The organism is Cupriavidus sp. D384 (genome assembly GCF_001652915.1).
In the GTDB taxonomy this organism is placed as follows: domain Bacteria; phylum Pseudomonadota; class Gammaproteobacteria; order Burkholderiales; family Burkholderiaceae; genus Cupriavidus.
Genome location: NZ_BBQI01000090.1, coordinates 329,495 through 356,068, shown reverse-complemented (window position 1 = coordinate 356,068; position 26,574 = coordinate 329,495). Strand labels below are relative to the sequence as shown.

Genomic DNA, 26,574 nt, shown 5'->3' with positions numbered 1-26,574 from the left:
ACACCATGAGCGACAACCGCCTGAACGGCATCATCCGCGCCTTCGAATCGGGCAAGCCCGCCTACGCGGCATTCTCCAAGCTGGACAAGCAGACCGCCATCGAGATGAGCGATGCGCCCTATGACGGCGTCGTGTTCGAGATGGAACACAACCCGTACGACGTATCGGCGCTGGGCGACGCGCTGCAGTACATGCTGAACCGCAAGGCCATCGCCGAACGCGGTTCGATGGCGCCGGGCGTGACCCCGATTGCGCGCATCCCCGCCAACGGCGCCGAGATGAACCAGTCGTTCGCCAAGCAGGTGCTGGACCGTGGCTGCTACGGTGTGATCTGGCCGCACGTGTCGACGGTGGAACAGGCCTACAACGCGGTGGCCGCCTGCCGCTACGCACGGCCGAAGCACGCGCCGCTGTACGAGCCCAAGGGCATTCGTGGCGACGGCCCGGCCAACGCCGCGCGCTACTGGGGCCTGTCGATGCCCGAATACTACCGCCGCGCCGACGTCTGGCCGCTGGCACCCGAGGGCGAGATCCTGGTGGGACTGATGTGCGAGAGCACCGAGGCCATCGAGAACCTCGACGATATGCTGGCAAACGTGCCCGGCATCGGCTTCATCCTGATCGGCGAAGGCGACCTGAGCCAGCAACTGGGCTTTCCGCGCCAGTATGACCACCCCGAGGTGGCCGACGCGATGCGCCAGATCGTGGAGACCTGCCGCAAGCACGACGTGGTGGTGGGCAATCCGCACGTCAACGCCAAGAACCACAAGCGGCTGCTGGAGGAGGGCTACCGCATGCTGATGTCGGCGCCGCTCAAGAGCTACGGCGTGGCCGGCGCGGCGCGCGAGATGGCAGGCTACTGATGGAGGCCGCCATGACTTCGGCTTCCAGCACCGCCGTGACTGCCGCGCCCGATGGCGTGCCCACGCTGCGCACCAACCTGGCCGAGTACAAGGTCACGCAGGCGCTGCGCGACGGCCGCGTGTCGTCCGATCGGGTCAGGCTGGACTTCTGCGGCCCCACGCCCGCGCATAACGGCTTCAAGGCGATGGTGCGCGAGAACGCGTTCGATGCGGGCGAGCTGGCCATCGTCACGTTCCTGCAGGCGAAGGCCTACGGCAAGCCATACGTGCTGCTGCCTGCGCCGATCTCGGGCCGCTTCCAGCATCACTGCGCCGGTTTCAATATCGATTTCGGCCATCTCGACCCGAAGGACATCGAGGGGAAGCGGGTAGGGGTGCGTACCTACACCCAGACCACCGCGCTGTGGATCCGCGGCATCCTGCGCCACGAATACGGCGTGGACCTGGACAAGGTCACCTGGATGACGCTCAACGACGGGCATCTGGCCGAGTACGCCGATCCGCCCAACTGCCAGCGCCTGCCCAAGGGTTCGTCGATCCCCGACATGATGCTCGGCGGCGAGCTGGCGGCCGCGCTGCTGGGCGAGGACATGCCCCGGGACGACCGCGTGCGCACGCTGGTGCCGAACGCGCAGGACGCCGCCCGAGACTGGTTTGCGCGCGAAGGCGTGGTGCCGGTCAACCACATGTTCGTGGTGCATCAGGACATCTCGAAACAGCGGCCGGACATCGTGCGCGAACTGTACCGGATGATCGTCAAGAGCCGGGCGCAGGCCGAGGGCGGCGTGCCAGCCGTCTTTCCGCCCATCGGGCTCGAAGCCAACCGCAAGGGCATCCAGCTTGCCATCGACTGGGCGCTGGACCAGCGCATCATTCTGCGCCGCCTGTCGGTGGACGAGCTGTTCGACGACGTGACGGGCAGCCTGGGCTGACGCCGGCAGGGCGCCGCAGGCGCAGGGGAGGAAAAGCCGCACCAGAACAAGAACGGACGGCGCGCCGCCAGGCATGGCGGCGCGCCCGGCAACCAGCCGCAAATAAAAACAGAGGAGACAGAGAATGAAGCAAGGGATCGCCGCATGCGTATGCGGCGCGGCACTGGTGACCACGCCCGCATGGGCGCAGGTCGGGCAGCAACCGCAGAACGTGCCGCAGCCGACGTCCATCACGCTGTACGGACTGGTGGACGTTGGCGTCGAGTACATCCACGGTGCGCAGACCGGACCCGGCACCACGGGCAGCCAGATGCGCATGGGCTACGGCGGGGCGCCATCGCGCTGGGGCATCAAGGGCGTGGAGGACCTGGGCGGCGGGCTCAAGGCGCTGTTCACGCTGGAGGGCGGCATCATGGTCGATACGGGCGGGCAGAGCCAGTCGCGCATGTTTGGCCGCCAGGCCTGGGTGGGGCTGCAGAACGACTGGGGCACCATCAGTTTCGGCCGCCAGTACACAATGCGCTACTACGGCATGCTCGATGCCGATATCTTTGCGGCGGCGTCGCAGGGCCTGGGCGTGCTCGATGCCGGCATTCCGAACGCCCGCGCCGACAACTCCATCTCGTACCGGGGCGCCTACGGGCCGATCAGCGGCGGCCTGAACTACAGCTTCGGGCGCGACGCGGCATCGGGCAACAACCCGGCCGCCACCAACTGCGCGGGCGAAGTGCCGGGCGACGCGAAGCAGTGCCGCGAGTATTCGGCCTACCTGAAGTACAACGGCGGCAAGTGGGGCATTGTCAGCGCCTGGGAGCGCATCTATGGCGGCACGGCAGCCACGTACGGCGGCCTGGTCAACTCGGACCTGACCGACAGCCGCCTGACCGTCAACGGCTACCTGCAACTCGGGGAAACGCAGCTTGGCGCCGGCTGGCTCAAGCGCATCAACGAAGGTAGCACCACACCCCGGAGCAACCTGTACTGGATCGTTGCGTCGCAGCCGGTCGCCAAGGCGTTCACGATCGACGGCATGGTGGCGATGAACAAGTTCGAGGAATCGCCCAACAAGGCCGTGCTGGTCACGCTGCGCGGCAGCTACACGTTCTCGAAGCGCACGCTGGTGTACCTGTCGGCGTCGATGATCAAGAACAGCGGCACGCTGGCCGCCCCGGTCAGCTCGAATCCGCCGGGCACGCCGCCGCTGCCGGGCGGCTCCGAACAATCCGTCATGGCCGGCATCCGGCACGTGTTCTAATGCAATGCGGGAGACAACACGATGAAAACAACACATAACATCCTGACCGCCATCGCGGTGGCGGCGGCAATGACCGCACTGCCGACCACGCCGGCACAGGCCGGCTCCGCAACCAGGGGCGAGCTGCTGCTGAACCGCATCGGTCCGGTCAGTTCCGAACTCTATGTATCGAACGCCGATGGCACGGGCGAGCACAAGCTGCTGGGCACCACGGGCTTCGACTATCACGCCTCGTTTTCGAAGGACGGGCAGTGGGTGGTCTTCACATCGGAACGTGACGGCCTGGGCCAGTCAAACCTGTTCCGCGTCAAGATCGATGGCACGCACCTGCAGCGGTTGACCGACCATATCGCCGTGGATGACCAGGCGGTGTTCTCGCCCACCGACGCGAATGTGATTGCCTTCGTGTCGTCGCGCAAGGGCGCCGACGGCTGGGCCACGGCAAATATCTGGACGCTGAATATCGCCACCGGCGCGTTGAAGAACGTCACCGGATCGCTGCCGTTCGACCCCAGCAAGCCGCATGGTTACTTCCGGCCGTCGTGGTCGCCGGACGGCCAGTGGCTGGCATTCTCGTCCGACGTGGGCACCGACTGGCGCGGCCACGACCTGCCCAACGGCTGGGAGCGTACGCAGGAAAGCGCGATCTACGTGATCCGGCCCGATGGCTCCGGCTTCAGGAAAGTTGCCAGCAACCCTGGCTATGCGGATGGATCCCCCACCTGGTCGCCCGACGGCGCGAGCCTGGTGTTCTACGAGTCGACGCAGGAAGCCACCTGGGGCGCGCACCGTCCGGAGCTGATCAACGCGGTCAGTTCGCAGGTGGTGGCGGTGAACGTCCTGACGCTGGAGAAGACGACGCTGACCTCGGGGCCGGGTTACAAGGTGTTCCCGCAGTACCTGGACGGCGGCACGATTGCCTGGCACGTGAAGGGCGGGGCGACGGAAGGCATCTACACCACGGCCGGGGCATTCCGTTCAACAGCCGGCAGCGGCCTGCGGTCGCCGCACTATTCCGCCGATGGCCTGCGCATGGTCTACGAGAAGGTGGCATTCCAGCCGGCGCGGACCAACGGCACGGCGCTGTACAGCTTCGACCGCAACTGGGACTACAAGTACACCGACGTGTTCCCGCAGTTGTCGCGCGACCGCCAGAAGCTGGTCTACACGGAAAAGGCGATCAATGGCTCCATCGCCACGATCAACCCGGATTTCACGGGCTATACGCGCATCTATGACCCCGTCACCAGCGGTGTGGATCCGGCGCTGATCGCCAAGGGGCTGGCGGGCGCCTTCCAGCCCACCTGGTCGCCCGACCGCAAGTGGGTGGCGTTCGGGGTGGGCCAGTGGTTCCTGACGCGCGCCGCAGGCCCGGGCCGCATCGCCCGCATCAAGACCGACGGCAGCATGAACGGCGTGCCGGAATTCCTGACCGACGGCACCATCAATTCGGGCTTCCCGAGCTATTCGCCGGACGGCTCGAAGCTGGTCTACCGTGTCTGGAGCCCCGCCGAAGTGGGCTTGCGCATCATCGACGTGAACACGCGCGCCATCACCACGCTGACCACCGAGCCCGACAACACGCCCGGCTGGTCGCCGGATGGCAGCAGGATCGTCTTCACGCGCAAGCAGGTGGACCCGTCGAACCCGAACCGGTACAACTATGACGTGTTCACGATCCGTCCCGACGGTACCCAGCTGACCCGCCTGACCACGCACGGCGCCAACGACGGCCACGCGGTCTGGACCTGGGACGGCCGCATCCTCTACAACTCGGGCATCTACGGCTACCGCGACGAAGTGGCGCTCTACGACTTCACGTTCCAGCCGGACGGCCAGAACTGGCTGATGAACGCCGATGGATCGGGCAAGAAGCCGCTGACCGATACGGTCTGGGAAGAGGCCATGCCGCTGTTCGTCCCCAGTCATTGAATCCTGTCGATGTAGCGATAGTGCTTTGGGCGCCGTGCTTGCACGGCGTTTTTTTATTGCGGCGCGCGTCGCCCATAAAAAAACGCCCGCCGAAGCGGGCGCTGCCGTAGGGGAACGGAAGGCCCTCAGAAATGCACCTCCGTCACCAGCATCACCTGCGACCGCAGGGTGCCCGGCGCCTCGCTCGACGGCGTGCCGAACATGTTGTGCCAGTACTCGTAGCCGGGTCCCATGTAGACCACGCGCGGATGGCCGGCCAGGGCGCCGACGTCGAGCAGCAGCGATGTGCGCATCAGCAGTTCGGTCTTGGTCTCGGTATGGAAGCCGTCCTTGCCCTTGGGGCCGGTCAGGCTGACGAAGCCCTTGAAGACCAGCGGCGCCGATGCCACGTGGAATGGCACGTTCCAGGTGCTTTCGGCGTGGAAGGCCGTGGAGTAGGTGACGTCGGTGTGCGAGATGCCGTTGTGGTTCGATTCGGTGCGCAGGCCCAGCATCACGTTCCAGAAGCCGCGCGGCACGGCGAAGTCGATGGACGGGCCCAGGATGAACATCCGCGCCCGGTTGCCGAATGCATCGTTCTTGGCGCTGAAGTCGAAACCGGTGACCAGGCCGGCATCGTGGATCACGCCGTAGTCCAGCGGGCGGCCCAGGATCTTGCTGGCGCTCCACGCGACACGGCCGACGCTGTAGATTTCCTGCGCGCCGCCGGTGCCGTTGGCCTCGGGGTTGTTCTTGTCCGAGACCAGGTATTCGACGTTGAAGAAGTAGCTGCCGTACTTGAAGCCGCCCACGGTGTTCAGGAAGCCGATGTTCTGCACGACCTTGTGGTCGCTGCCCGGAAAGTACGAATTTGGTGCCCAGCGGTAGCCAAGGTAGGTATCGTTCCAGTTGACCGGCTGGACGTATCCGGGTGGCGGTGCGTTCGGGGCGGGTGCGGGAATATCCTCGGCGTGGCCGGGCGTAGCAAGGCAGCAGGCCAGGGCAAGGCCAAGCGCGGCGCTGTGCGCCGTTCTGATGGTGGGTGTCATGTCTCCGTCCGTTGGACTGGTATGGGTATCGACGGCCAGGGTCGTGATCGACTCTTGTACTGGCCGGCACACGCGGCGCGATGCCGGTGTGCCATCGCATGGTAGGGAAGGTGCGCGCGCGTGCCTCTACACAAAACGCAGATTCGCTGGCACTTTTCGCGCAACAGTGGAACGTGTGGGCGATAATGCGTGACCGAGTGCCACTTTGATCCGAACATGCCCGCTTCGACACCGTCCGCGACCTCTGCCAAGGTGGCCGGCACCGCCGCCTTCTCGAAGTTCATGGAAGTCCTGCAGCTCGTGGCCGACGCCGACGAACCGATGACGGTGGCCGGGCTGGCGCGGGTGTCGGGCTATCCGCGTCCCACGGTCTACCGCATCGTGGCGGCACTGGTGGCGGAGGGGATGCTGCAGGAGCATCCGGCGACCGGCGTGCTGGCGCTGGGCACGCGGCTCATGCAGCTTGCGAGCCGCAGCTGGTCGCGCTCGGACCTGCGCCTGGCCGCCATGGACGCGCTCAAGGCGCTCCGCGACCTGACCGGCGAGACCGTGCATCTGGCCGTGCCGAACGACACCACGATGATCTATATCGAGAAGCTGGAGAGCACCAGCGCGGTACGCATGGCGTCGCGCATCGGCACATCGGTATCGATGCACTCGACGGCGGTCGGCAAGGCCTACCTGAGCGCGCTGCAGCCCGCTGCACGCGATGCGCTGATCGCCCGGCTGACCTTTGCGCGCTATATGCCCGATACGATCATGACGCCCGACGCGCTGAGGGCGCAGGTGGAGCAGTTCCGGCTGCAGGGATGGTCGGTCGATGCCGAGGAGAACGAGGCGGGCATCTATTGCTTCGGCGCGCCCGTGGTCGATCCGCAGGGGCAGCCGGTGGCGGCGGTCAGCGTCAGCACGCTGCGCTTCCGCCAGAAGCCCGATCCCGACGCGGCCTATGTCAAGCCACTGATCGAAGCCTGCCGCGAAATCTCGCGCCGTGTGGCCGAGGCGCCGGCACTGGCCGCCGCGCGGAATATGTGAGCGGACGGGTGGCGCCCCTCTCACGCATGCGGGCGAGGGGCCGGGGGGGGGAGGGTAGGGCTCAACCCGCGACGATCGCGAGTTCGAATGCACTGCCTTCTCCCCGCCCCCTCCTGCATTGCGTGGAACAACGGTAAAGCCCATCGCGGCTTCAGGCCACCAGATATCCTCCATCCACCGGCAGGATCACCCCGGTCATGAATGCGGCGGCGGGCGAGCACAGGAAGGCCACCACGTCGGCGACATCGCGCGGGGTGCCCCAGCGGCCCAGCGGCGTGCGCGAGAGGATTGGTTCGGCGCGGGCCGGGTCGTCCTGCAGTGCCTGGGTCAGCGGGGTGGCGATCCAGCCCGGCGCCACCGCATTGACGCGGATGCCCTCCTGCGCATAGGCCAGCGCCAGCGACTTGGTCAGCTGCGCCACGCCACCCTTGCTGGCCGCGTAGCCCGGCACCAGCGCTCCACCGAAAAAGCTCAGCATCGATGCTGTATTGACGATGGTGCCGCGCCGTTGCGCCAGCAGTGGCCGGGCGGCGCTGCAGATGCGCATGGTGCCGGTCAGGTTCACGGCCAGTACCTGCGCAAAGACATCCGGATCGTGTTCTGCCCCGCGCCGGATAATGCCTGCGCAGTTCACGACGATATCGAGCGCATCGAAGCTGCCCACCAGGTCGGCCACGTCGCCTTCCTTGCTGACGTCGGCGATTTTCACGTCGATGCCGGCGGCCAGCGAGCCGTCGCCACGATCGATGCCGCTGGCGGTGACCCGCGCGCCCAGTTCGGCCAGCCGGTTGGCCACGCCCGCGCCAATCCCCTGCGTCGCGCCGGTGACCAGCGCGCGCCGGCCTTCGAAGAGTCGGGAGTCAAAGGTCATTGGCGCATTCCGAACTTGGCGATCAGCGATTTGAAATACGCGTCGTCTTGGGCGATGGCCGCCTTGAACTCGTCCTGGTCGGCATAGGCGTAGCCCAGGTTCTGCTTGTCGAGCGTTTCACGCAGCGCGGGCTCCCTGGCCGTGGCTGCCGCCGCCGCGCGCAGCACCTTGACGACTTCGGGCGGGGTATTGGCGGGCGCCGCGATGCCGCGCCATGTGCCGATCGACAGGTCGATCTTGCGCTCCTTGAGTGTCGGCACCGACTCGAAGCCCTTGACGCGCGCGTCGGCCATCACGGCCAGCGTCTTGAGCTTGCCGGCGGTCACATAGGCGGACACCTCGGCCGGGCTCACCGCCACGGCATCGATATGGCCGCCCAGCAGCGCCAGCACAGCCGGGTTGCCGCCCTGGAACGGGATGTGGTTGAACCTGGTGCTGGTCTTGTCTTCGAGCGCGGCTGCCGCCAGGTGCCAGATCGACCCATTGCCGGCGTTGCCCACGCGCATGCCACCCGGGTTCTTGCGGGCCGCGTCCAGGAACTGTTCGATCGTGGTGTACGGCGAATCGCTGCGCACGGTGATGGCCGACGGGTCGGCGTTGAAGCGCGCGATCGGCGTGAAGTTCTCGTAGGTCAGCTTGGTCAGGCCCAGGTGCGGCACGATCGCCAGGTCTGCCGTGATCAGCGACAGCTTGTAACCATCGGGTTTGGCGTTGGCAACATCGGCCCAGCCGATGGCCCCGCTGGCGCCAGGCTTGTTGGTAACCACCACGCTCTGCGGCAGGTGCTTGCGCGACGATTCGGCAAACGCCCGCGCCAGCGCATCGGTGCCGCCGCCGGCCTGGAAGGGCACCACCAGTTCGATGCTGTGGCTCGGATAGCCGGACTGGGCATGGGCTGGCGCAGTGGCAACGCACGCCAGCGAGGTCAGCAGCGTCAGGGCGCATCCGAGGCGGAATGCCCCGGTCTTGGCGATGTTCATGGGCTTGTCTCCAAATATCGTTATTGGTGCAGTGGCTCGCGTGCGGCAGAGTGCGGCGGGGGTACGGCGGGGGTACGGCGGAAGGGTCAGCAGGTGGCGCGGCCTCCGGAAAGATCGAAGACAGCGCCGGTGTTGAACGTGCATGACGCGGAGCAGAGCCACGCCACCATCTCGGCGACTTCCTCGGGCTCGCCCAGGCGTTGCATCGGACTCTTGTCGATCATGGTCTGGACATGAGCCGGCGACATCTGCTCCAGCAAGCGCGTGCGGACGGCGGCGGGGGCGACCGCATTCACCAGGATGCCGGCGGTCGCCAGTTCCTTGCCCAGCGACTTGGTCAGGCTCAGCACGCCCGCCTTGGCGGCGCTGTAGGCCGATGCATTGGGCGTGCCTTCCTTGCCGGCCAGCGACGCGATATTGACGATGCGGCCCGCGGCCGCCGCGCGCATGGCTGGCACCACGGCCTGGCAGGCGTGGAATACCCCTGTCAGGTTGACGTCGATGATCCGTTGCCAGATGGCCGCGTCGTAGGCATCGAGCGGCATCGTCGGGCCCGCATAGCCGGCGTTGTTGACCAGGCAGCCGATGCGGCCGAACCGGCCCAGCGTGGCAGCCGTGGCTGCGCGCAGCGTCGCCGGGTTGGTGACATCGACGCGATGAAAGTCCGACACTTCGGCGTCACCAGGCGCCAGATCCCACACCACCACGGTGGCACCGTCGGCCCGCAGGCGCGCGGCAATCGCCGCACCGATGCCGGCCGCGCCGCCCGTGACCACGGCCACGGTGCCCTGGAAGTCGTAACGGGCGGTGCTCATCGGATGAACTGGTTCACGAAGTCCGCCCCCAGGCCCACCTCCTCGAAATGCTTGCGGCACATGTCGATCTTGGTGAAGACGTCTTCGTAGCCCATGCCCTTGCCATACGGGTCGGTGTAGTACATGACGCCGTTGACCTGGAAGTACGTGATCATTTCCTCGACATCGGGCGGCACGTACAGCGTATGGGTTTCGCCTGGCGGCTCGAACACATAGCTGCCCTCGGTGGCCTCCCAGTCGTGTTCGAGATAGCGCCAGCGGCCCTTGAGCACAAAGCCATGCACGGCCTGCGGATGACGGTGCCGGCTCAGCACGCCCGATTTGCGCACGCGCAGCAGGTTCATCCAGTAGCCCTGGCTGCGGTTCAGGCACAGCGGGCGGAACCAGACGCTGGGCGCCTGCGGCACCCACAGCCGCTCGTCGGTCGGAATCGCGTGCGGCACCACGATTTCGGGCAGCGCATCGGGCGGATTGGGGTACTGGTAGGGGGTGAGCGGTTCGGCGTCGGTCTTGTCGAGGGGCATTGGCTTGTTGTCCATGGTATGGACATGTTGACTACGATATGGACGTTCAGGACCATCGTAGTCGTCGCACAAAGCCACCTGAAAGTGGGAGTTTCCCTATTTCAGAGCCGTCAGAGGGCATGCAAAAGCGAATGATTACTGTTGCGTATTGGGAACGCCCGGGCGGGTGGCAGGCGGGCGAACGGTACAAAGTATTGCAATCGCTACATGTACTATGGTTACAATCTAAACGTTTGCTTACAATGTGCTGTTGTAGCAAAACGAATAAAAACTAAACAAAACTTCGGGGTGGTCGTTTCATGCGCGTTTTTGTTCCTTTGGTATTTACGGCAGTTCTAGGCCTGGCTGCCTGCGCCCAGGCGCCGGAATCGCAGCTGTCGCGGTCGCCGACGGTGCGGCTGTGCAATGGCAATGCCTGCTCGGAGCAGGACCGGCGCGTCGCGACCTTTACCCCGGCGGGTCCCACCGAATCCGATCGCCGCATGCAGGCGCTGGCGGAAAAGGCAGAGGGCAATCCGAATGCGGCCTATGACCTGGGCCTGCGCCTGCTGCGCGGCGACGGCGTCGAGCGCAACACCTACCAGGCGCTGGAATGGATGCGCAAGGCTGGCGACAACGGCCATGTGCAGGCGCAACTGGCGCTGGGCCGCCTCTATCTGATGGGCTTCGAGGAAATGGGCTCGGACCCGGCCGAAGCCGAGGCATGGCTGACCCGTGCTGCCGCCAAGGGCAACAAGGAAGCCGCGGCGCTGATTCCGCAGGCCCAGGCCGCCAAGAAGGATGAACAGGCCCTGTACCGCGTGCGCGAGGCCTATCGCACGTCGTGGTACGCGTGGTACAGCGGCTATCCGTATTACTGGGTCTGGGGCCCCTCCGGCTGGTACCAGCGCTAAGCGCCGGGCGCCATTTCTTCCCTCCCTGACTTTTCCTTTCACTTCCGTCAACAGGAACGCGAATTCATGTCCAAGAAGAACTCTCTGCGCGCGGCTGCACTGGCCGCGTCACTGGTGCTGGCCGGCTGTGCCAACATGGGTGGTGGCTCGATCAGCACCGGCACGGCGCCTACGGCTGCCACCGGCGCAGCAGGCGGCGCAACCAGCGTGAACGCCAACCCGACGCTGGAGCGTTGCGATACGCCGCTGGGCACGCTGGCCGTTGACGATGGCCGTGGCAAGGAATGGTATGCAAGCTTTGGCGCCACCACGAAGATCACGACCATCGAGCCGCTGATCCGCCTGGCCGTGCAGCAGTCGAACTGTTTCGTAATCACCTCCGTGGGCAACAACCGCACGGAAAGCAAGCTGTCGAACATCACCGACAAGCAGCGCAACTCGGGCGAATTCCGCGCCGGTTCGAAGCAGCAGAAGGGCCAGCGCGTGGCCGCCGACTACTATATGGAACCGGCCATCATCATCGACAACGACCCCACGGGCCAACTCGCCGCCGGCGTGGGCAGCCTGTTCGGCAGCGTTGGCGCGCTGGTTGGCGGTGCCATGGCGAGCAAGGCTTCGGTCGTGACGCTGACCATGTTCGACATCCGCTCGGGCGTGCAACTGTCGATCTCGGAAGGCAATGCCACGGCGACGAACTTCGGCGCGGCACTGGGCGCGTTCGGCGGTGGTGCAGCCGGCGGCCTGGGTGGCTTCTCGCGTACGCCTGAAGGCAAGGCCACCGTGGCGGCATTCATGGACGCCTACAACAACATGGTGGTGTCGCTGCGCAACTACAAGGCGCAGGAAGTCAAGGGCGGCCTGGGTCGCGGCGGCCAGCTGAAGGTCGGCTCGTAATCCTGCCGGACAATCTCCCGCACCGGGTCCCGTTTGCAGCAACACGGGGACCCGGGGGTGGGGGATCTGCCAGGGCCAGGCCCTGGCATCCCGTTCCTTCTGTTTCTCCCCGCCCCCCGCGGCCGTTTCAGCCTTCGGCCGGTGCCACGTTGGCGCCCTGGATGTTGTGCTTCTGCAAGGCAGCGGCCACCTGGCCCGATGCCTTCATCTCCTCGACGAATTTCGCCAGATAAGCCGCCGCAGCCTCGCCGCGCGATTTATGCACGCCCATCGCCTGACGGATCACCATGAAGCGCTCGCCCAGCAGGCGCAGCCCGCTCATGCCGGCCGTGTCGGCCTCCAGTTGCTGCTTCACGCCGGCGGCCACGTCGCGTTGTTCTTCCAGGAACGTCTTCACCACGGTCTGCGACGACGGCGCGCGCACGATCTCGGCGTGCTGCAGTTCGCGCGTCAGGTAGAGGTCATAGGCGCTGCCCTTGCCAACCACCACGCGCGTACCAGCACGGTCGACATCGGCATTGGCGCGCACCGGCGAATCGTCGCGCACCATGTAGTAGCCCTCGATCAGCACATACGGCGCCGTGAACGCAATGGTGGCGCCGCGCTTGGGATCGATGGCGAAGAAGCCGATGTCCGCTTCCTCGTTCGAGACCACATCCACCGACTTGCCTGCCGTCTCCACCACCACCAGTTCCAGCTTCACGCCAAGCCGTCCGGCCAGCGCCGTCGCCAGTTCCACGGAGACGCCGCCGGCACCGCCGCCGTCCTTGCGATGCGCCAGCACCGGGTTACCCAGGTTGATCGATGCGCGCAGCACGCCGGTCGGGGCGAAGGCATCGAGAATGGCCTTGTCAGCAGTCATGTCGTTCCTTGGTTGTTACGTTCAGCATCCTCCATGTTTCGCGCCATCTTTTCCAGCAGCAGTCGCACGATGACGGGTAGGCGTGCCTGTGGCGTACCCGGCATGTTGCAAAGACTGATGTCGTGATAAGTGCTTTATAGAGCATAAAAAACGCCTTCGAGACGGCGATGTGTCGCGTAAAAGGCAATCAGGGTTGGCCTTCGGGCCAATTGGAGTGCCGCACGGGTGGGCAGTAGAGTGCATCGCATCAACGGCGCCCGCCGTGCGGGAGATATCGATGATCCGGCCCTTGCGCTTCACTGTCCTGGCGAGTCTGGCTTCCGTGCTGCTGGCGGGGTGCAATACCGCGCCCATCCCGCCCGGCAAGTCGGTATCCGTGCAGGCGGCGCTCGACACCATTACGCGCGACATGTGCGCGTTCCGCCAGAAGTTTGCGCAGTCGCCGCAGGGCGCTGCCGTCGACACCTATACCGTCGAACTGGTGCTCACCGTCGATGCCGAACGGCAGCCGCCGGTGGCCGTGGCCCCCGATATCGCGTTCATGCCGACCGTGACCTACGGCAACACGCTGATGATGGCAAAGGACAGCCGCCTGGTGGTGACCTTCCGCAATACCGACCAGGGCGGGGCGACGAACTGTCCGACTCAGTAAGGCTGGGCGGCCACCGACGTCACGCGCCACGCGGCGTCATGGCCTGACAGCGTGGTGAGCGTCAGCGGCGCGACATCGAGCCGCATTCCAGCCTGTGCCCCCGCCCCCAGCGCATGCACGACGATGGCGCGGATCACGCTGGCATGGGTCACGGCCAGCGTATGGCCGGGCTCGCAGCGCGACAGCCACAGGCCGGCACGGTCGATGACTGCTGCCAGCGACTCGCCACCGTGTGCATTCATCTCCGGATCGGACAGCCATGCGGCCAGTGCGTCGGGCTCGGCGGCGCCGATTTCCTTGAGCGACCGCCCGCGCCAGCGTCCGTAGTCCACTTCCCGCAGCGCATCTTCCACCGTGACAGGCAGGCCCAGCGCCCGCGCCGTGTCGCGCGCGCACGCCATCGGGCTGCACAGCACGCGGTCTGGCCGGCCGGGTTTGCCGGCCCACCCGGCCAGCTGGACGAGATTGTCTGCATCGAGCCCGTCGTCGGCAGGAAAGCGCCCGGCACGCAGGGCGGCCGTGGCGGGTACACAGAGCAGGGTGAGGCGGCGGGGCATGACGTCTGGCAGCGGGCTGGGTGGCAACTGGGCGATGACGATTAGGTGGATTGGTAGTCCCTCGACTAGAATGCACGCACTCCGACGAGAGGAAGCCGGTGAGATTCCGGCACGGTCGCGCCACTGTATTCCGGCCTGCCTGCGTGATATCGCGGGCGGCGCTGGCAAGTCAGACCTTCTCCTCGGGCACAACGATCCATCACGGGACGCGTCATCCTCAAGGAGAATCCTCATGCACGCAAGCGCTACTGCAAGCGCCACCCTTGCGCCGGCCATCGCGCCGGTCACGATCCCTGTTCGCGAACTGCTGCCCTGGGCCATCTTCGGCGGCATGCTGCTGCTTCTGGCGATCTACTTCGTGGGTGTGGAAGAGGGCGCCGCCGCCATCTTCAACACCATGTACGTGCACGAGTTCGTGCACGACGGCCGCCATCTGCTTGGCTTTCCCTGCCACTGAGAAGGCCCCTTCATGGTGAGAAGTCTGCTGGTCCGCGGCATGATCGCGGGCTTTGTGGCCAGCCTGCTGGCCTTTGCGTTCGCTCGCGTGGTGGGTGAACCGCAGGTGGAGGCGGCCATCGCCTTCGAGGAACAGGCCACCCATGCGATGGGCGGCAGCCATGCGCACGAGATGCCCGAACTGGTCAGCCGCGACACCCAGTCGGGTGTCGGCCTGTTTGTCGGGCTGGGCGTGTTCGGCGCCGCGCTGGGCGGATTGTTCGCGCTGGTCTTCGCGTTCGTCCACGGCCGCATGGGCGCCCTGGGGGCGCTGGGTCCACGGGCAACCTCGGGGCTGCTGGCGCTGCTTGGCTATATCGCGATCGTGCTGGTGCCGTTCTTCAAGTACCCGCCGAATCCGCCGGCCATCGGCGATCCGTCGACCATCGGCCTGCGCACGGCGCTGTTCTTTTCGATGATCGCCGTGTCGCTGGCGGCCATGGTGGTGGCGGTGGTGGTGGCGCGGCGACTGGCCGCGCGCCGGGACGGCTGGACCGTGGGCCTGGCCGCCGGCGCGATCTTCGTGGTGCTGGGCGCGCTGGCACATGCGCTGCTGCCCGAGATCAACGAGGTGCCCGAGCATTTTCCGTCCACGCTGCTGTGGCAATATCGCGTGGCGGCGTTCGGCATCCAGGCGGTGCTGTGGGCGGCGCTGGGCATTGTGTTCGCCCATCTGGCCGAACCGGTGATGGCGCCGCGCCGTCGCGCATAGCGCGCAGGGCCGGCGGCTGGCTGGCCCGCGTCCTACATCGATGCGATCTGCGCCTCTTCGGCCGCGGACACAAAGCGCCGCTGTCGCATCCACTTGGTAGCCACCCATTTTTCGCCTCGCGCAACCGGGGCTGCGGCGTGAAGCGTCTTGCCGTCGAGCTGCCCGTTGCTGTCGCAATACTCGAAGTACACCGCATTGCCCTTGCGCGGCACCACCATCAGGCCAATTTCCGGAAACACCGTTTCGCCGCCTTCTTCCACATCGTTCAGGTAGATCACCATGGTGCTCACGCGCTGGCCGCTGCGCGCGATCGATGCCTGGTTGGCCGCGTTGTTTGGCATCAGGAAGTCAAAATGCGGCCGGCTCTCGGCGCCGGGCCGGTACTGCAGCACCTGCAGGCCCTCGCCGTGTTCCGTGGGCCACTGCATCAGCGCCGATACGCGCGCGTCGATGGCTGCCAGCAGCGCGGACTCGGCCAGCTGGAAGAACATGCCCTGGCTGCTGCGGTCGGCGCTGACCACATGCGCGCCGGTACGCGGGTCGACGATGGTCGACGGCGCCAGGCGTGGGCGTGCCGCCGCCATTAGCGCATCGCATTCCGCATGACTGAGCACGCCTTCGAGCACGGCCACCACCGGTTTGTCCGTGCGCGACAGGACGTGCACGTCACGATCGCCGCCGCGTAGCACAGAAGCATATGGCAGCCTGGGCACGGCCGGCGCCATCGGCATCCGTTCGACGCTGATCTGGCCTTCGGGCAACGGCCCGCCGTCGTGCAACACGCGCGCAAAGGCATCCACCAGCGTACGGGCCACGGCCGGATCGAACTGCCGTGACACCAGCGCTTCGGCGATCTCCGGTGCCGTACCGCCACGCTTCAGCGCCCCCACGATCCAGTCGCGCAGTTCCGGCGAGAAATGGAGCGTCGCCATCTGGCGGGGTGCGTTGTCGGAGTGCGGGGCGGGGTGCATGAGCGGGATTCCTCCACGAGTCGCAAGGACGGATGAAAACGGGGCGGCCGCAAGTATTGCCCCGTGGCAGCGGCCCTGGCAACTGTATGTCCGCTTTGTATCGGGATTCGTCGCGTCGAAATCTTCTGTAACTCGATACGTCAAGCATTCCACGAAATCGTCACATTCAATTTCTAGCATCTGGCCCGCTGCACAGGGTTGGGGATGGCTTTCGCGCTGTCGCCGGCCCGGAGCCTTCCTGCGCAGGCGGCGCGCCCGCCAGCACCATCGCGACGGGGCAGCCTCTGGTGCGGCGCTAAAGAGACTCTCCTCGAGACCCACTCGAGTCCCACTGATAACCATCGCGCGATTACCGGCGAGCCAGAACCATGCACCCAAACAAAACTACCTACGTCCCCTTGCTTACCGCGCTGGCGGCTGCTGCGCTGCTGACCGCCTGCGGCGGCGATGACACCACCACCACGGCGACGGGCACCACCGGCAACGGCGGTACCACGCAGACCGTGAGCGGCGTCGTGGCCGGCGCGGCCGTCAAGAACCCGACCGGCGTGGCGAATTCGTCGGCCACCGGCGTTGACTACGCCAAGAGCACCACCGGCGACAACGTCGACCAGGCGTTCGTGCCCGTGACCTATGCCAACGCCACGGTCTGCGCCGATACCAACAGCAATGGCCTGTGCGATACCGGCGAGGCTGCCACGCGTACCGACGCCAATGGCCGCTTCACACTGGCCACGCCGGCCGCCAGCCTGGTGGCCGTGGTGGGCACCGATGCGTCGTTTGTCGACCCCGTGGCTGGCAATACCAAGGTGGCCAGCAAGATGATCCTGCGCAGTGCCGCCGAACAGGCTGCGGCCGGTACGGACGTGGTCATCAGCCCGCTTTCCACCGAGGCGGTGCGCCTGACGGAATCGGAATCGATGAAGTTCGCCGATGCCAAGGCCGCCATCGCCGGGCGCCTGAGCTTCACCGGCGGCACGGCCGATGTCGCCATCAACGCCGACGATGTGGTGGCGTTGCCGGGTTCGCTGGCCAGCGCGGCCGCCACCAAGGCGCTGCTGGTCGAGGACAACACGCTGGCCGCCCGCTACACGCAGGCCACCACGATCCTGGATCGCGGCTACGCCAGCGACAGCGCTGCCGACCCGGTGACCTCGCTGAAGGCTGCACAGGACGCCGCGTTCAACCCCGAAGGCATTCCGCGCTACGACCACCTGTTCGTGGTGATCTTCGAGAACCACAGCAACCAGACCATCGACAACGCGGCCTACCCGAACTTCTACAAGTACCTGCACACGGAAGGCAACAAGGCGGCCAACTACTTCTCGACCGGCAACCCCAGCGAGCCGAACTACATCTCGCTGGCCAGCGCCGATGACTGGGGCGTGGCCGACGACAACGCATGGAACTGCCTGCCTGCCGGCGACACGGCCAACCAGCCGACCGACGTCTACGTGCCGGTCACGGCGTGCAATGCCGATACCAAGGTCCACAACCTGAAGGGCCGCCGCAACATGTTCACGGCGCTCTACAAGGCCGGCATGGCGGCGCGCGTGTACAGCGAGTCGATGAACCCGGGCCAGGATCCGCGCAAGGACGGCGTGGCCAATGCGTCGATCACGGGTCCGAACCCCACCTCGGGCGCCTCGGAGACGATGCCTGCCGGCCTGTACAAGACCAAGCACCACCCGGCAGTCAACTTCGACGACGTGCGCAACCGCCCGGACTTCTTCAAGAACCTGAACCGCACGGTGAGCGGCGGCCAGTGGGATGCGTCGATCGTCAGCTACGCGGCGGCCAACAGCATCACGTGGAACACGCACCAGTTCGAGGATGACCTCAAGAGCGGCGATATCGGTGCGCTGAACTACATCGTGCCGGACCAGTGCGACGACATCCACGGCGTGGGCACCTGCTCGTCGACCAATATCGCGCGTGGCGATGCGTACGCCAAGTACCTGGTGGACCAGATCCAGGCATCGCCGGTCTGGAAGAACACCAGCCGCCGTTCGGCCATCGTGATGCTGTTCGACGAAGGCAGCAGCTTCTTCGGCAGTTCGTCGTGCTGCGGCTGGAATGTGGGTGGTGCCGCCACCAGCGGTGCGCCGCTGGGCGAGGGCATCACCACGGCCGTTCCGCGCTACAACGGCGGCAACAAGGGCGACGGCCCGACCATCTTCGCGCTGCTGACCAACCAGCCCGGCGCGCCGAAGCAGATCGTCGATTCCGACGCCTACAGCCACTTCTCGTTCGTGCGCACGATGCAGGACATGTTCGGCCTGGCAGACCCCGCTGTGCCGACGTCGTACATGAACCGCTCGAAGTACACCGAGCAGTACATCGCCGACAACCTGGCGAACCTGGCGGAGTACTCGGGCAGCGCCAATACGCACTTCGACTCGGTTCGCCCGATGAACCACAAGTACGTGGTCAAGGCCGGCGACCTGCAGTCGGGCGGCAGCGTGGCCGGCGGCAGCGGCAGCGGTTCGGTGGGCTCCGGCAACAACACCGCCACGGGCCCGGATGCTACCCAGACCAATATCTGGGCGATCAAGTCGTAAAGCACCAGAGCCCCGGGCAAGCCACCGGCCACGGCCAGGTGGCTTGCCGTGTTCAAACCGACAATGGATGGCGGCTGCCACCGCCCACCCTCACCATGCGTGTTCTTCCACTTGCCGCGCGCTGCTGCGCGGTACTGCTTGCCGTGGCGCTGGCTGCCTGCCAGCCTGCCACCGATTCCGGCAAGCCGGCCCGGGCGGCCCAGACGGGCGCGTCCGGCCACAAGGCCCCGGCGCAGCCTGCCGCCGTGCAGCCCGTGTCGGCTACCGTGGCCGCCGCGCCGGCATCGCCGCTGTCGCCCGCCGCGCAGGCCGGCGCCAGGCTGTTCTTCGATCCATCGCTCTCGGGCTCGGGCAAGATGTCCTGTGCCACCTGCCACGACCCCAACCACGCCTATGGGCCAGCCAATGACCTGTCCGTGCAGCTGGGCGGCACCGATGGCAAGCAGCCCGGCACGCGCGCCGTGCCGACGCTGATGTACAAGGAGTACACCAACGCCTATTCCGACACGTTCGAGAACCCCGACATGATCAGCCCGCCCGGACCCGGCGGCGGCCTGACCTGGGACGGCCGCGCCAACACCATCGCCGAGCAGGCCGCGATTCCGCTGCTGGCGCCCAACGAGATGGCGGCAGCCAGCAAGGCGGCCGTGGTCGATGCCGTGCGCAATGGCGCCCATGCCGATGCGTTCCGCCAGGCCTATGGTCAGAACGTGTTCGACGATACCGACAAGGCGTTTGCGCTGGTGGGCGCGGCGCTGCAGGCGTTCCAGATCGAAGATCGCAGCTTCCACCCGTACAGCAGCAAGTTCGACCGCTACCGCACCAACAAGGTGGGCGGCGCGCTGAACGATGCCGAGATCCGCGGCCTGCGGGTGTTCATGGACCCCACCAAGGGCAACTGCATGGCCTGCCACCTGCTGGGCGGCGGCAACGACGGCAGCCAGGACATGACCAGCGACTACTCGTTCGCCGCGATCGGCGTGCCGCGCAATATGGATATTCCGGCCAACGCCGATCCGAAGTACTTCGACCTGGGCTTGTGCGGGCCGCTGCGCACCGACCATCGCCCCGGCAAGGACCGCGGGGCGGCAGCCACCTGCGGCATGTTCAAGACGCCGGTGCTGCGCAATGCCGCCACGCGCCACGCGTTCATGCACAACGGCGTGTTCCGGTCGCTGGAAGAGGTGGTCCGCTTCTACAACACGCGCGATACGTCGCCGGACAAATGGTATCCGCGCGATGCACGCGGCAAGGTTGCCAAATTCAACGACCTGCCTGCGAAATATCGCGCCAACCTGGACGACCAGATGCCGCTGGACCAGCGCCGCGCCGGCAGCCAGCCGCCGATGACCGATCAGGAGATGCACGACCTGATCGCCTTCCTGAACACGCTCACCGACGGCTACGTCGCGCCGGCCAATGCTGCCGACGGCGATGCGCATGGCCACACGGTGGCGAATGCCTTTGCCGATGCCAACGCGCAGAAGGCCGCCAAGACCCACTGATACCCCGAGTCCTACGATGAAACCGATTCTGCTGACCGCCGCGCTGACAGCGGCCACGAGCCTGCTGCTGGCGGGCTGCAACGCGCCAGACGCCGCCACCGAAGCCAACTTCAGCGCCGCGCTGGACAAGCACCTGACCGCGCATGGCGATCTCTGCATTGGCCGCCACCAGTGGCCGGTGGACGTACCCGACCTGCCCGTTGCCGCGCAGATGCGCGATGGCATCCAGATGCCGGCCCTCGAACATGCGGGGCTGGTCTCGCATGTCAGCGCCGAGATGACGCTGCATCATCAGAACGGGGAGGACGAGAAGGTCAAGGCGCTGCGCTATGACCTGACCGACAAGGGGCGCCAGTACGTCAACGACAGCCCGCACACGGCTGCGCATGGCGCCAGCGCCAGCCAGCCGGACCTTTGCTATGGTCGCGTGCGGCTGGCGAAGGTCACGGGCTGGGACAAGCCGCAAAAGACCGACGAAACGCCGGTTCGCCTGACCACCACCGTCCGCTATACCTACACGCTGGAACCGGCGGCGTGGGCCAGCGATGCGTCGGTGCAGGGCGCGTTTCCGGTGCTGGCGCGGGTGCTCAGGGGCAGTGGCAAGCTGGAGCTGAAGCAGGCGATGGTGGCCACCGGCGGCGGCTGGCAGCCGCTCTAGGGCTGGTCCGGCCCGGTCATCGCCCAGTTATCGACCGGCCCTCAGTCCGCGCGGGCGGCTCAGCCCGCGCTGTACACCTCGCTCGGGGCCACGTGGATATAGACGCCGCTGGCCTGTTGCGTGCCGGGCATCAGCAGGTGCAGCGGCATCGTGGCGCCATTGAGCGCCTCAAGGAACGTCCAGTTGACGGTCTGGCCACCGGCACGAATGGCGACCGATTCCCCCGATGCCACCGTGACGTAGCGCGTATCCGGCCCGATCGTGATGGTGCGGCCGACGGTCTGCACGGGCGCCGGGCTGCCGAACAGGGCGGCTTCGTGGCTGACGGGGGTGGGGGCGGGGGCGCTCCAGGCCAGCATGGGGGCGAGAAGCAGGGCAGGGATCAGGAGAGTCTTCGAGGTCATGATGGTGTGTTGTTGTGATCGGCTCCGTTCGAGCCGTACGCAAAGGCTACGCCTCCGCATTAAATTCCCAAAATGACTTGAATTCACAAAATAAAGTCGCAAAACGAATGCAATAGCCGATGCGATAACGGCACATGGTGCGCTGCCGCACCCCGCGAAAGGCGGGTGTGGGCACGATACAACCCGGCCGCAAGACATCTTCGATACATTTGGCATTTTCCGGGCGTACACATATGACTGGACGGGACCGGTCGGACGCCTCGGACACCTTCAAAAACAAAAAAGAGGTGGGTCAATGGTTCGAGGGATGGGCGCGCAGCCGCGTACGCAAGCGCAGCGGCAATGGGACCGGCATTCGGTCATCGCCACGCTGTTCGAGGCGCCATGGTGGATGACGGTGCTGCTGGGCATCGCCTGCTATGTCACGCTCTACGTGGTCATGCCGGGCATGATCGGTTTTCTGGTCCATTCGCATGCGCTGCCCCCGGCCGCGTCAGGCCTGGCCGGGGTTCTCCGCCTGTTGGCGTCCGTGGTGGCGGCACTTGCCGCCATCGTGGCCTGGATGTCGCACCGGCACGCCGGGGAGCGCCGCCAGCAGGAAGCGCAGCAGCGCCGGCGCGTGGCACCGGGGCGCCGGCCCGTGGCGTCGCCGCCCGGGCCGCCTCCGTATGCCGACACGATCAGGACCGTGCCCCAGGCCAGCACCAGGATTGCCGTAGCGGATGCCGCAGCGCCGCTTCCGCCGGCAATGCCGCAGGCGGCACCGGCACCGATCCGCGAATGGTCGCTCGACGCGCTCAAACAACTGGAATGGAAGCGCTTCGAGCTGTTGTGCGTGACCTACTACGAGGCCATGGGCTTCAAGGTGAAGACCGTGCCCAATGGCCCGGACGGCGGCGTAGATGCCACGCTGTACAAGCGCGGCCAGCGCGCGCCGCTGGCGGTCGTGCAATGCAAGGCGTGGAACCGGCCCGTCAAGGTGGAGCAGGTGCGGGCGCTGGGCGGCGTGATGCTGGAGCGGCAGGTGCGGCGCGGCGTGTTCTGGTCGCTGTCGGGCTACGTGGGCCAGCCGGTGCGGGAATCGGCCGGGCGCGCCGGCATCCAGCTGCTCGATGGCGAGGCCATCGTGGCCCGCATCCGTGCGTTGCCGGCCGAGACGCAGGCCATGCTGATGGAATCGGCCTTCGCCGGCGATTTCAGCACGCCCAGCTGCGCGGCCTGTGGCGTCAAGCTGGTGGCGCGCCAGGGCAAGGCGGGCCCGTTCTGGGGGTGCATGAACTTCCCGCGTTGCCGGGTGATCCTGCCGCGCGCCGCGTAATATCGATCTGCATCCAGTGACACACGGGTTTGCGGGCAACGGTGTAGTATCCGGGGCCAAACCTGTTTCAAGCTGGAGAGCCAACATGATCGTTTTCGTCACCGGTGCCACTGCCGGATTCGGCGCCGCCATCGCCCGTCGCTTTGTCAATGCCGGCCACCGCGTCGTTGCCGCCGGCCGCCGTGAAGACCGGCTGCAGGCCCTGGTCGATGAACTGGGCAGCGACAATGTGCTGCCGCTGGTGCTGGATGTGCGCGACCGCGACGCCGTGTTCGCCGCTGTCGCCAACCTCCCGGCCGACTATGCCGAGATCGATCTGCTGGTGAACAACGCGGGCCTGGCACTGGGCCTGGAGCCGGCGCACCGCGCCGACCTGGACCAGTGGGAAACGATGATCGATACCAACGTCACGGGCCTGGTGACGATGACGCGTGCGGTCCTGCCGGGCATGGTCGCGCGCAATCGCGGCCACGTGGTCAACATCGGATCGGTGGCCGGTGCCTATTCCTACCCGGGTGGCAACGTCTACGGCGCCACCAAGGCGTTCGTGCACCAGTTCTCGCTTAACCTGCGTGCCGACCTGACCGGCACCCGCGTGCGCGTGACCGATGTGGCGCCGGGGCTGGTGGGTGGCACGGAATTCTCCAATGTGCGCTTCAGCGGCGACCAGTCGCGCGTGGACAAGGTCTACGAAGGCGCCGATGCGCTGACGCCCGACGATATCGCCGAGACCGTGTTCTGGGCCGCCACGCTGCCCGCGCGCGTCAATATCAACTACCTGGAAGTGATGCCGGTGACACAGTCGTTCAGCGCGCTGTCGATCACCCGCGAGAAACCGTAAGCGGTTTCGGATTCGCCCGATGTTCGCCCGGATACCGGGCGAATTTTTCGGGTGGGATGGAATAGCCCCCGGAGTTGTGCGTATACCGGATGAGTCCTCACTCATCGGGAGTACGCATTGACCGACAACACCCCCACATCACAATCGGGCACGCGCATCTGCGTGCCGTGCCGCCTGGGCGCCATCGGCGCCGTCGTGCTCGTGCTGGCCGGCGGTTTCGCCTATACGGGCGGGTGGATCGCGCCGCACCGGCTATCCACCCAGACCATCGTCAACCAGTTCCAGCGCAACGACGGATTGCACGAAGGATACCGGCGCAATCACGCCAAGGGCGTCTGCGTCGAAGGCTATTTCGAAAGTACCGGAGGGGCTGCGCAACTGTCGAAGGCCGGCGTGTTCGCCGCGGGCCGAACGCCGGTGATCGGGCGCCTGGCTATTCCGGGCGGCAATCCGCAGGCGGCGGATGGCAGCGTGCCGATTCGCAGTTTCGCGCTGATGTTCAAGCAGGCGGACGGCCAGCAGTGGCGTACCGGCATGAATTCGGTGCCGCTGTTCCCGGTGCATACGCCGGAGCAGTTCTATGGGCTGCTGCAGGCCAGCCAGCCCGACCCGGCCACGCACAAGCCCGATCCCGCCAGGCTCAAGGCGTTCGCCGAGGCCAATCCCACGCTCGGGGCGTTCCAGGGCTGGGTCAAGGGCCATCCCCCGTCGTCGAGCTTCGCCAACAGCGCCTATTACAGCGTCAACGCGTTCTATCTGGTCGACGCGGGCGGCAAGCGGCAGGCCGTGCGCTGGTCGGTGCAGCCCGAGTTGCCCTATGCCCCGGTCACCGACGCCGAGAAGGGCGAGGCCTCGTTCCTGGCCGCCGACCTGACGCAGAAACTGGCCGCCGGTCCGCTGCGCTGGCGCCTGATGCTGACGCTGGGTGCGCCCGGCGACGCCACCGACGATGCCACGCAGGCCTGGCCCGATGACCGCCAGCAGGTGGACGCCGGCACGCTCGTGATCGAGCGCGCGAGTTCGCAGGCCGATGGCGGCGTCTGCCGCGATGTCAACTTTGATCCGACCGTGCTGCCATCGGGCATCGCCGCGTCGAACGACCCGCTGCTGGCTGCCCGTTCGGCGGCCTATGCGCTGTCGTACCAGCGCCGCTCGCGCGAGGAGGCCCTCGACGCGCACGGACAGCAGGCATCCCGATAAAAGGAACCAGGCATGAAGGCTACGCATACACAATTCAGCGGCTTGCAGAAGCTGCTGCACTGGCTGATGGCCGTGCTGATCCTGTCGATGCTGTTCGTCGGGGTCGGGATGGTCTTTACCGTTTCGCGTGCGCATGACACGCTGGTGGCGCTGCACCGGCCGCTGGGCATCGCCTTGCTGCTGCTGGTGATCGTGCGCCTGGCCGTGCGCCTGCGGCGCGGCGCGCCGCCGCTGCCGGACAGCATGCCGCCCGCGCAGCGCGCCATCGCCAAGGCATCGCATTACGTGCTGTACGGGCTGATGCTGGCGATGCCGCTGATCGGCTGGGGCATGCTGTCGGCCGGCGGCTATCCGGTGACGATGGCAGGTGGCTTTCACCTGCCGCCGATCCTGCCCGCCAACGTGAGCCTGTTCGCGTTGCTGCGAACGTTGCACACGTGGCTGGGACTGACGCTGTTCGCGGTGGTGCTGCTGCACCTGGCCGCCGCGCTGCTGCATGCGCTGGTGCTGCGCGACGGGGTGTTCCAGGCGATGGCGCCGGGCGGGCGCCGGCAGTATCGATGATCCCGGCTGTTGTCTCTGCCATGTAGTCAGGCGCGGGGCAGAGGGCGGGCGGCGCAATCGGCGGCAGGTCTCGACTTGAACCGCCGCGCCCTCTCCCCCGGCCCCTCTCCCACTACATGGGAGAGGGGAGCAAAACGTTGGCTGGATTTGCCGGTGCGCTTTGCTATGCAAAACGTTGGCCGGGTTTGCCGGTGCGCTTTGCTATGCGCTCCCCTCTCCCATGTAGTGGGAGAGGGGTGGGGGAGAGGGCGAGCGGTGCAATCGGCGACAGGTCTCGACTTGAGCCGCCGCGCCCTCTCCCCCGGCCCCTCTCCCGCAGCTCGGGAGAGGGAGCAAAACGTTGGCCGGGTTTGCCGGTGCGCTTTGCTATGCGCTCCCCTCTCCCATGTAGTGGGAGAGGGGTGGGGGAGAGGGCGGGCGGTGCAATCCGCGGCAGGTCTCGGCTTGAACCGCCGCGCCTTCTCCCGCAGCGCGGGAGCGGGCGCAAAACGCCGGGGATCGATCAGCCCGGCACGGCCTCGTCCCCGAACGCCGCCAGTTCCTTGACCAGGCTGCGGGCCGCCAGCTCGACCAGCGCGCGGCCCTTTTCCGGCGTGGCCTGGTTCGGGTCCGATCCCATGCGGCCATCGGGGAAGCGCGCGCGGAAGTCCAGCGCTTCGCGGATGGGGCCCGATGGCGCGATGCGCGGCGCGTAGTCGGCATGCTTTATCGCGTGCTCGTACGCATATTGCGTGACGGCAATCTCCGACGGCGTGGCATGTGCGCCATGGCCAGTGGGGAACATCTCCTTCGCCAGCTCGTTCACGCCTTCCAGGTCCCACCAGTTGGTGAGCTTCATCGCAAAGCCGGCGCGGCGCCCGGCGAAGCTCGATTCGGCATAGATCTCGGAAAACGCCGCCTCGACCGACGCGATATTGCCGCCGTGGCCGTTCAGGAACAGGATCTTCTCGAAACCGTGGCGGGCCAGCGAGCGCGTCCAGTCCACGATGGCCGCGATAAACGTGGTCGGGCGCAGCGAGATGGTGCCGGCAAAGCCCAGGTGGTGCTGGGCCATGCCGATATTGAAGGTGGGTGCCACCAGGATATCGGCCTGCTGCTCGGCCGCGCGGCAGATGATCTCCGGACACATCCAGTCGGTGCCCAGCAGGCCCGTGGGGCCATGTTGCTCGTTGGAGCCGATCGGGATGACGATGGTCCGGCTGCGCTTCAGGTACTGCTCGATTTCAGACCAGGTGGACAGGTACAGCAGCAT

Annotated in this window: 27 protein-coding genes and 1 riboswitch; of the genes, 17 read left to right on the top strand and 10 right to left on the bottom strand. The window is 66.5% G+C overall.

Translation table 11 applies throughout. The annotated features are described in order from the left end of the window. Positions 1 to 5: 5 nt before the first annotated feature. From A9J21_RS19385 to A9J21_RS19370, 4 genes are all read left to right on the top strand, one after another. Entirely contained in the window at positions 6 to 863 is an 858-nt protein-coding gene (locus A9J21_RS19385; RefSeq protein WP_066738672.1) for an HpcH/HpaI aldolase/citrate lyase family protein, read from the top strand. Positions 864 to 874: 11 nt separating this feature from the next. Then, the gene (locus A9J21_RS19380) at positions 875 to 1,795 is read left to right on the top strand and encodes a phosphate ABC transporter substrate-binding protein (protein ID WP_066738932.1); all 921 of its coding nucleotides are present in this window, start codon (positions 875 to 877) and stop codon (positions 1,793 to 1,795) included. A gap of 124 nt (positions 1,796 to 1,919) precedes the next feature. After that, a complete protein-coding gene (locus tag A9J21_RS19375; RefSeq protein WP_082926510.1) occupies positions 1,920 to 3,050 on the top strand; it encodes a porin in 1,131 nt (376 codons plus the stop codon). Positions 3,051 to 3,071: 21 nt separating this feature from the next. After that, positions 3,072 to 4,982 carry a PD40 domain-containing protein gene (locus A9J21_RS19370; protein WP_082926509.1) on the top strand — a complete coding sequence of 637 codons (1,911 nt, stop codon included), beginning with the start codon at positions 3,072 to 3,074 and terminating at the stop codon, positions 4,980 to 4,982. Positions 4,983 to 5,107: 125 nt separating this feature from the next. On the opposite strand, the gene A9J21_RS19365 is transcribed toward A9J21_RS19370, so the two are convergent. Continuing rightward, positions 5,108 to 6,010 carry a hypothetical protein gene (locus tag A9J21_RS19365; protein ID WP_066738670.1) on the bottom strand — a complete coding sequence of 301 codons (903 nt, stop codon included), beginning with the start codon at positions 6,008 to 6,010 and terminating at the stop codon, positions 5,108 to 5,110. Positions 6,011 to 6,226: 216 nt separating this feature from the next. Between A9J21_RS19365 and A9J21_RS19360 the strand changes: the two genes are divergently transcribed. Further along, on the top strand, positions 6,227 to 7,045 hold the full coding sequence (locus A9J21_RS19360; protein ID WP_066738669.1) for an IclR family transcriptional regulator: 819 nt from the start codon (positions 6,227 to 6,229) through the stop codon (positions 7,043 to 7,045). Between the two features lie 151 nt (positions 7,046 to 7,196). Here A9J21_RS19360 and A9J21_RS19355 read toward each other — a convergent pair whose 3' ends face one another. From A9J21_RS19355 to A9J21_RS19340, 4 genes are all read right to left on the bottom strand, one after another. Continuing rightward, the gene (locus A9J21_RS19355; protein WP_066738668.1) at positions 7,197 to 7,916 is read right to left on the bottom strand and encodes an SDR family NAD(P)-dependent oxidoreductase; all 720 of its coding nucleotides are present in this window, start codon (positions 7,914 to 7,916) and stop codon (positions 7,197 to 7,199) included. After that, the gene (locus A9J21_RS19350) at positions 7,913 to 8,896 is read right to left on the bottom strand and encodes a tripartite tricarboxylate transporter substrate binding protein (RefSeq protein ID WP_066738667.1); all 984 of its coding nucleotides are present in this window, start codon (positions 8,894 to 8,896) and stop codon (positions 7,913 to 7,915) included. Before A9J21_RS19350 ends, A9J21_RS19355 begins: the two co-directional genes overlap by 4 nt. Positions 8,897 to 8,982: 86 nt before the next feature. Beyond that, the gene (locus tag A9J21_RS19345) at positions 8,983 to 9,711 is read right to left on the bottom strand and encodes an SDR family NAD(P)-dependent oxidoreductase (protein WP_066738666.1); all 729 of its coding nucleotides are present in this window, start codon (positions 9,709 to 9,711) and stop codon (positions 8,983 to 8,985) included. Further along, positions 9,708 to 10,235 (bottom strand): 2,4'-dihydroxyacetophenone dioxygenase family protein, encoded by a 528-nt coding sequence (locus A9J21_RS19340; protein WP_066738929.1) that lies wholly within the window; start codon positions 10,233 to 10,235, stop codon positions 9,708 to 9,710. The genes A9J21_RS19345 and A9J21_RS19340 overlap by 4 nt, the downstream gene beginning before the upstream one ends. 299 nt (positions 10,236 to 10,534) lie before the next feature. Here A9J21_RS19340 and A9J21_RS19335 point away from each other — a divergent pair, with 299 nt between their 5' ends. Further along, entirely contained in the window at positions 10,535 to 11,128 is a 594-nt protein-coding gene (locus A9J21_RS19335; RefSeq protein WP_066738664.1) for a tetratricopeptide repeat protein, read from the top strand. Between the two features lie 66 nt (positions 11,129 to 11,194). Further along, positions 11,195 to 12,022 (top strand): hypothetical protein, encoded by an 828-nt coding sequence (locus tag A9J21_RS19330; protein WP_066738662.1) that lies wholly within the window; start codon positions 11,195 to 11,197, stop codon positions 12,020 to 12,022. A 127-nt stretch (positions 12,023 to 12,149) separates the two neighbouring features. Here the strand turns inward: A9J21_RS19330 and A9J21_RS19325 are convergent, their stop codons facing one another. Next, entirely contained in the window at positions 12,150 to 12,884 is a 735-nt protein-coding gene (locus A9J21_RS19325) for an ABC transporter substrate-binding protein (RefSeq protein ID WP_066738660.1), read from the bottom strand. 277 nt (positions 12,885 to 13,161) lie between these two features. Here A9J21_RS19325 and A9J21_RS19320 point away from each other — a divergent pair, with 277 nt between their 5' ends. Continuing rightward, positions 13,162 to 13,536, top strand: a complete 375-nt coding sequence (locus A9J21_RS19320) for a hypothetical protein (protein ID WP_156546006.1) — start codon at positions 13,162 to 13,164, stop codon at positions 13,534 to 13,536. On the opposite strand, the gene A9J21_RS19315 is transcribed toward A9J21_RS19320, so the two are convergent. Then, positions 13,530 to 14,093 carry a histidine phosphatase family protein gene (locus A9J21_RS19315; protein WP_066738658.1) on the bottom strand — a complete coding sequence of 188 codons (564 nt, stop codon included), beginning with the start codon at positions 14,091 to 14,093 and terminating at the stop codon, positions 13,530 to 13,532. The genes A9J21_RS19320 and A9J21_RS19315 overlap by 7 nt on opposite strands. 49 nt (positions 14,094 to 14,142) lie before the next feature. Next, positions 14,143 to 14,291, top strand: a riboswitch (cobalamin riboswitch). A gap of 34 nt (positions 14,292 to 14,325) precedes the next feature. Between A9J21_RS19315 and A9J21_RS19310 the strand changes: the two genes are divergently transcribed. Both A9J21_RS19310 and A9J21_RS19305 read left to right on the top strand, forming a co-directional pair. After that, positions 14,326 to 14,550 carry a CbtB-domain containing protein gene (locus tag A9J21_RS19310; protein ID WP_066738656.1) on the top strand — a complete coding sequence of 75 codons (225 nt, stop codon included), beginning with the start codon at positions 14,326 to 14,328 and terminating at the stop codon, positions 14,548 to 14,550. A 12-nt stretch (positions 14,551 to 14,562) separates the two neighbouring features. Continuing rightward, entirely contained in the window at positions 14,563 to 15,300 is a 738-nt protein-coding gene (locus A9J21_RS19305; protein ID WP_066738654.1) for a CbtA family protein, read from the top strand. A 32-nt stretch (positions 15,301 to 15,332) separates the two neighbouring features. Here the strand turns inward: A9J21_RS19305 and A9J21_RS19300 are convergent, their stop codons facing one another. Continuing rightward, the gene (locus A9J21_RS19300) at positions 15,333 to 16,271 is read right to left on the bottom strand and encodes a 2OG-Fe(II) oxygenase (RefSeq protein ID WP_231906976.1); all 939 of its coding nucleotides are present in this window, start codon (positions 16,269 to 16,271) and stop codon (positions 15,333 to 15,335) included. A gap of 368 nt (positions 16,272 to 16,639) precedes the next feature. Between A9J21_RS19300 and A9J21_RS19295 the strand changes: the two genes are divergently transcribed. From A9J21_RS19295 to A9J21_RS19285, 3 genes are all read left to right on the top strand, one after another. Next, positions 16,640 to 18,832, top strand: coding sequence for an alkaline phosphatase family protein (locus A9J21_RS19295; protein WP_066738647.1), 2,193 nt, complete (start codon positions 16,640 to 16,642; stop codon positions 18,830 to 18,832). Between the two features lie 95 nt (positions 18,833 to 18,927). Next, positions 18,928 to 20,337, top strand: coding sequence for a cytochrome-c peroxidase (locus A9J21_RS19290; protein WP_066738646.1), 1,410 nt, complete (start codon positions 18,928 to 18,930; stop codon positions 20,335 to 20,337). A gap of 16 nt (positions 20,338 to 20,353) precedes the next feature. After that, positions 20,354 to 20,995, top strand: coding sequence for a hypothetical protein (locus A9J21_RS19285; protein WP_066738644.1), 642 nt, complete (start codon positions 20,354 to 20,356; stop codon positions 20,993 to 20,995). Positions 20,996 to 21,054: 59 nt separating this feature from the next. On the opposite strand, the gene A9J21_RS19280 is transcribed toward A9J21_RS19285, so the two are convergent. Next, a complete protein-coding gene (locus tag A9J21_RS19280; RefSeq protein ID WP_231906975.1) occupies positions 21,055 to 21,399 on the bottom strand; it encodes a CzcE family metal-binding protein in 345 nt (114 codons plus the stop codon). A gap of 295 nt (positions 21,400 to 21,694) precedes the next feature. Here A9J21_RS19280 and A9J21_RS19275 point away from each other — a divergent pair, with 295 nt between their 5' ends. From A9J21_RS19275 to A9J21_RS19260, 4 genes are all read left to right on the top strand, one after another. Continuing rightward, on the top strand, positions 21,695 to 22,717 hold the full coding sequence (locus A9J21_RS19275) for a restriction endonuclease (RefSeq protein ID WP_231906974.1): 1,023 nt from the start codon (positions 21,695 to 21,697) through the stop codon (positions 22,715 to 22,717). A gap of 85 nt (positions 22,718 to 22,802) precedes the next feature. Continuing rightward, positions 22,803 to 23,558: a bifunctional NADP-dependent 3-hydroxy acid dehydrogenase/3-hydroxypropionate dehydrogenase YdfG gene (ydfG, locus tag A9J21_RS19270; RefSeq protein ID WP_066738636.1), complete on the top strand. Its 756-nt coding sequence runs from the start codon at positions 22,803 to 22,805 to the stop codon at positions 23,556 to 23,558. A gap of 117 nt (positions 23,559 to 23,675) precedes the next feature. Then, entirely contained in the window at positions 23,676 to 24,758 is a 1,083-nt protein-coding gene (locus A9J21_RS19265) for a catalase family peroxidase (RefSeq protein ID WP_066738635.1), read from the top strand. A 12-nt stretch (positions 24,759 to 24,770) separates the two neighbouring features. After that, on the top strand, positions 24,771 to 25,322 hold the full coding sequence (locus A9J21_RS19260) for a cytochrome b (RefSeq protein WP_066738634.1): 552 nt from the start codon (positions 24,771 to 24,773) through the stop codon (positions 25,320 to 25,322). A gap of 502 nt (positions 25,323 to 25,824) precedes the next feature. Here the strand turns inward: A9J21_RS19260 and A9J21_RS19255 are convergent. After that, positions 25,825 to 26,574: a creatininase family protein gene (locus A9J21_RS19255; protein ID WP_066738632.1), complete on the bottom strand. Its 750-nt coding sequence runs from the start codon at positions 26,572 to 26,574 to the stop codon at positions 25,825 to 25,827.

Coding starts and splice junctions, on each gene's coding strand:
- A9J21_RS19365 (WP_066738670.1), bottom strand. CDS start 6,010: ATGACACCCACCATCAGAACGGCGCACAGCGCCGCGCTTGGCCTTGCC.
- A9J21_RS19285 (WP_066738644.1), top strand. CDS start 20,354: ATGAAACCGATTCTGCTGACCGCCGCGCTGACAGCGGCCACGAGCCTG.
- A9J21_RS19350 (WP_066738667.1), bottom strand. CDS start 8,896: ATGAACATCGCCAAGACCGGGGCATTCCGCCTCGGATGCGCCCTGACG.
- A9J21_RS19320 (WP_156546006.1), top strand. CDS start 13,162: ATGATCCGGCCCTTGCGCTTCACTGTCCTGGCGAGTCTGGCTTCCGTG.
- A9J21_RS19345 (WP_066738666.1), bottom strand. CDS start 9,711: ATGAGCACCGCCCGTTACGACTTCCAGGGCACCGTGGCCGTGGTCACG.
- A9J21_RS19375 (WP_082926510.1), top strand. CDS start 1,920: ATGAAGCAAGGGATCGCCGCATGCGTATGCGGCGCGGCACTGGTGACC.
- A9J21_RS19290 (WP_066738646.1), top strand. CDS start 18,928: ATGCGTGTTCTTCCACTTGCCGCGCGCTGCTGCGCGGTACTGCTTGCC.
- A9J21_RS19315 (WP_066738658.1), bottom strand. CDS start 14,093: ATGCCCCGCCGCCTCACCCTGCTCTGTGTACCCGCCACGGCCGCCCTG.
- A9J21_RS19275 (WP_231906974.1), top strand. CDS start 21,695: ATGGTTCGAGGGATGGGCGCGCAGCCGCGTACGCAAGCGCAGCGGCAA.
- A9J21_RS19280 (WP_231906975.1), bottom strand. CDS start 21,399: ATGACCTCGAAGACTCTCCTGATCCCTGCCCTGCTTCTCGCCCCCATG.
- A9J21_RS19340 (WP_066738929.1), bottom strand. CDS start 10,235: ATGCCCCTCGACAAGACCGACGCCGAACCGCTCACCCCCTACCAGTAC.
- A9J21_RS19305 (WP_066738654.1), top strand. CDS start 14,563: ATGGTGAGAAGTCTGCTGGTCCGCGGCATGATCGCGGGCTTTGTGGCC.
- A9J21_RS19355 (WP_066738668.1), bottom strand. CDS start 7,916: ATGACCTTTGACTCCCGACTCTTCGAAGGCCGGCGCGCGCTGGTCACC.
- ydfG (WP_066738636.1), top strand. CDS start 22,803: ATGATCGTTTTCGTCACCGGTGCCACTGCCGGATTCGGCGCCGCCATC.
- A9J21_RS19330 (WP_066738662.1), top strand. CDS start 11,195: ATGTCCAAGAAGAACTCTCTGCGCGCGGCTGCACTGGCCGCGTCACTG.
- A9J21_RS19310 (WP_066738656.1), top strand. CDS start 14,326: ATGCACGCAAGCGCTACTGCAAGCGCCACCCTTGCGCCGGCCATCGCG.
- A9J21_RS19370 (WP_082926509.1), top strand. CDS start 3,072: ATGAAAACAACACATAACATCCTGACCGCCATCGCGGTGGCGGCGGCA.
- A9J21_RS19360 (WP_066738669.1), top strand. CDS start 6,227: ATGCCCGCTTCGACACCGTCCGCGACCTCTGCCAAGGTGGCCGGCACC.
- A9J21_RS19260 (WP_066738634.1), top strand. CDS start 24,771: ATGAAGGCTACGCATACACAATTCAGCGGCTTGCAGAAGCTGCTGCAC.
- A9J21_RS19335 (WP_066738664.1), top strand. CDS start 10,535: ATGCGCGTTTTTGTTCCTTTGGTATTTACGGCAGTTCTAGGCCTGGCT.
- A9J21_RS19385 (WP_066738672.1), top strand. CDS start 6: ATGAGCGACAACCGCCTGAACGGCATCATCCGCGCCTTCGAATCGGGC.
- A9J21_RS19255 (WP_066738632.1), bottom strand. CDS start 26,574: ATGCTGCTGTACCTGTCCACCTGGTCTGAAATCGAGCAGTACCTGAAG.
- A9J21_RS19300 (WP_231906976.1), bottom strand. CDS start 16,271: ATGCACCCCGCCCCGCACTCCGACAACGCACCCCGCCAGATGGCGACG.
- A9J21_RS19380 (WP_066738932.1), top strand. CDS start 875: ATGACTTCGGCTTCCAGCACCGCCGTGACTGCCGCGCCCGATGGCGTG.
- A9J21_RS19295 (WP_066738647.1), top strand. CDS start 16,640: ATGCACCCAAACAAAACTACCTACGTCCCCTTGCTTACCGCGCTGGCG.
- A9J21_RS19325 (WP_066738660.1), bottom strand. CDS start 12,884: ATGACTGCTGACAAGGCCATTCTCGATGCCTTCGCCCCGACCGGCGTG.